The organism is Saccharopolyspora sp. (genome assembly GCF_017434145.1).
GTDB classification, from domain to species: Bacteria; Actinomycetota; Actinomycetes; order Mycobacteriales; family Pseudonocardiaceae; genus Saccharopolyspora_C; species Saccharopolyspora_C galaxeae.
Genome location: NZ_JAFRFW010000499.1, coordinates 1 through 3,703, shown reverse-complemented (window position 1 = coordinate 3,703; position 3,703 = coordinate 1). Strand labels below are relative to the sequence as shown.

At 70.7% G+C, this 3,703-nt stretch carries 2 protein-coding genes; both read right to left on the bottom strand.

The genetic code is table 11. The features are described from left to right. A partial coding sequence (locus tag IJH84_RS13915; RefSeq protein WP_295145000.1) for a Mur ligase family protein occupies positions 1–1,091 on the bottom strand: 1,091 nt, incomplete at its 3' end. Between the two features lie 756 nt (positions 1,092–1,847). Further along, the coding region (locus IJH84_RS13910) for a penicillin-binding protein 2 (RefSeq protein WP_295144995.1) at positions 1,848–3,703 on the bottom strand (1,856 nt) is incomplete at its 5' end.

Sequence of the window (3,703 nt, the reverse complement as noted above, 5' to 3'; positions counted from 1 at the left end):
TCGGCCAGTCCGCGCTCGACGGCCGCCGCCGGGACCCCGGCGGCGCGCAGCACTCCGGCGGCCAGCAGCGCGTTGGCCACGTTGAACGGGCCGGGCAGCCGCAGCCGCACCGCCAGGTCGCCGTCCGGGCCGTGCGCGGTGAAGCGCTGCTCACCGGTCGGAAACGCCTGCACCGGGCCGGGCGTCCAGGAGGCGTCGCCCGCGGTGGAGACGGTCGTGGTGTCCGCGGTGACCAACCGGCGCCCCCACTCGGTGTCCACGCACACCACTTCGCGTTCCGAGCGGCCGTCGAACAGCAACGCCTTGGCCTGGAAGTAGTCCTCCAGGTCGCGGTGGAAGTCCAGGTGGTCCTGGGACAGGTTGGTGAACGCGCCGACCGCGAACCGGGTGCCGCCGACGCGGCCGAGCGCGAGCGCGTGGCTGGAAACCTCCATCGGCACGTGCGTCACGCCGTGCTCGACCATCACCGCCAGCAGCGCCTGCAGGTCCGGGGCCTCCGGAGTGGTGAACGCGCTTTCCAGGCGCTCCCCCGCGATGCGGGTTTCCACCGTGCCGACCAGGCCGGTGGTGTGCCCGGCCGCGCGCAGCGCGGACTCCAGCAGGTAGCAGGTGGTGGTCTTGCCGGAAGTGCCGGTGACGCCGAGGACGGCGAGCTTGCCGGACGGGTCGCCGTAGATGCGGGCGGCAGCGGCACCGAGCACGTCGCGCGGATCGTCGTGCACCAGCAGCGCGACCTCGCCGGAACGCACCCGCGGGTCGTCGAGCAGCGCGACCCGGTCGATCCCGGCCTGGTCGGTGAGCACCGCGGCGGCACCCGCGCTCAGCGCTTCGCCCGCGAAGTCGGCGCCGTGCACCCGGGTGCCCGGGAGCGCGGCGAACAGATCGCCGTCGAGCACGTGCTGCGCCCGCAGCGTCGCACCGGTCACGACCCCCGCACCGGGGGAATGACCAGGAACGTCGATGACCCGCGCACCGATGTTCTCGGCGAGCTGCTGGATCCGCACCGGCTCGACGTGAGCGGGTCGAGGCGGGGCTGTCGCGACCGCGGAAGGCACGTCGCGCAAGGCTACCGGTACCACTTGACGGGTCATGCTCATGGTCGGCTGTGCGCGCCGGGTACTCGCCCGCTGACGCGACCGGGACCACTCGGTCGTTTTCGCGCGGCGCCGCGCAGGGGCCGCCGGAAGCGCCGCCCGCAATTCGCCGAAAACGCGGCGGAATCCCGCTCAGCGAATCGCCGCATCGCGGCCGTTGTCCGAACTCGGACAGAAACCGCGAACAACGATTCCGACCTCCCGCATTCCTGAACGATCGGCGACACCGCCGATTCGGTGATATTCGATAACTGCGTTCTGGAGCGGGTCGCGAACCGTCGCTCACACCACCGCCCGCGGACCGGCGCCGAGCAAGTTTCACCAGCTCAGCACCATGATCCAAAAACATCGGAGAACTGCGGCAATCCGCCGCTCAACCGCCCGAATATCCGGGGCCGCGCCCAATATCGGCGGCAAGTGCTCTGAAGGGGTCACACACGTTCGGCAGAAAGCCGATGCCACCCCGTGGCCGGCCAGGCGAGGACCCGACGTACGGCCGGGGCCGTCCGTGCGAAGTTGTTGGTCCGTCTCGTGCAATTTTGTGGTGCCGCGGGTGCCCATTCGCTTAGCGTTGCATCCCGTCAGGTCGACGGTTCCGCTGGTTTTCGGGGAGGGCTCGTGGGAGCACGACCCGCGAGGTGCGCCGCGCTGCACCGCCCGCACCGGCGGAACCGTCCTGCCCCGCCTGACGTGAGCCGTGCACGGGCCGTGGCGCGAACGGCCCGTGCACGCGCTGGAACCGCGAGCACGCCGTTAGTGGACCTGCAAGGTCTGCACCGGCGCGGGTTCCGGGGAGAGCGGGATCTGGTAGCGCTGCGCGAGGTACGCGGCGATGTCGTGGAACAACGGAGCAGCCGAATCCGAGTCCGGCAGGCCCTTCTTCGGCGCGTCCAGCATCAGCCCGACCACGAACCGCGGATCGTCCGCGGGCATGATCCCCGCGAAGGTGATCCAGTTCGAGGACTGGCTGTAGCAGTTGCACGCCGGGTTGACCTGCTGCGCGGTACCGGTCTTGCCGGAGATCTGGAACCCCTCCAGCGCCGCGTCCTTGCCGGTGCCCTGCTGCTTCGGCGCGCCCTGCACCACGCCGCGCAACATGTCCTTCACCGTGTGCGCGGTCTGCGGGCTGACCACCCGCACCCCGTCCGGGGGCGGCTTTTCCACCCGCGTGCCGTCCGGGCGCACCTCCGAGGAGATGATCCGCGGCGGCACCCGCACCCCGTCGTTGGCGATGGTCTGGTACATCCCGGCCATCTGCAGCACCGTCATCGAAAGGCCCTGCCCGATCGGCAGGTTCGCGAACGTGCTGCCGGACCATTCCTCCCGCGGCGGCACCGTGCCCCCGCTCTCGCCGGGCAGGCCGATGCCGGTGGGCTGGCCCAGTCCGAACTTGCGCACCAGCTCGTTGAACCGGTCCGGCCCGAGTTCCTGCGCGGTCATCAGCGTGCCCACGTTGGACGACTTGCCGAGCACGCCGGTGAAGGTCAGCGGGATCGTGCCGTGCGACCAGGCGTCCCCGACGGTGCGGTCCGCGACCTTGATCGAACCCGGCACCTGCATGACCGTCTCCGGGCGCTTGATCCCGTGCTCGATCGCCCCGGCCGCGGTGATCACCTTGTTCACCGAACCCGGTTCGAAGGGCGTGGTCACGGCCGGGTTGCCGAGCCCGTCCGGGCCCCACTTCGGCGAGTTCGGGTCGAACGACTTGTCGTTGGCCAGCGCGTACACCTCACCGGTGTGCGCGTCGAGCACCACCGCGCTGGCGCTGCGCGCCTGGGTCTTGCGCGCGTACTTGGTCAGCTTGTCCTGGACCATGTACTGCACATCGGAGTCCAGCGTCAGCCCGACGTCGGAGCCGGGCACGGCCGATTGGACCTGCCGCTCGGTGCCGGGGATGACCAGGTCGCTGCCCATCGCGGTGTCCGAGACCTTCTTGCCGTCGGTGCCCGCGAGCAGCTTGTCCAGCGAGCCCTCCAGCCCGATCCTGCCCAGCACCTTGCCCGCGTCCTCGCTCCACCGCGCACCGCCGAGCACCGCCGAACCGGTGTCGCCCGCCGGGTATTCGCGGGTGGCGCGGTACTCGGCGCCGATCTGCGAGTACTTCTCGGTGATCAGGCGCGCGGCGCCGGGGTCGATCACCGGCCCGATCTTGACGTAGCTGGAGTCGCTGAACAGCGCCTCGGTGATCTGCCGCTCGTCGACCCGGTCGCCGAGCACCTGGTGGATGTAGCGGGCGACCTCGTGCTTGTACTGCTCGGCGGTCGGTTCCGCCGGGTTCTTCGCGTGTTCCTCGTTCTGGTCCTCGGTGAGCTTGTTCGGCGTCGCGTACAGCTGCCTGGCTTCGCTGCTGAACGCCAGCACGTTGCCGCTGCGGTCGGTGATCGAACCGCGTTCGGCGGGGATCGCCGAGACGGTGTGGCGCTGCTTGGCGGCGTCCGCGGACAGCTGCTGCGCCTGCAAGCCCTGGACCTGGACCAGCTTCCCCCCGGTGAGCACCAGCGCCAGCACCAGCAGCAGGCGGCCGATCTTCAACCTCCGCGCGCTGCCGGCCACGTCGGTGCGCGCGGTCCGCCGGCTGGATCTGGATGAACTGGCCGGCCGGCGCGAGC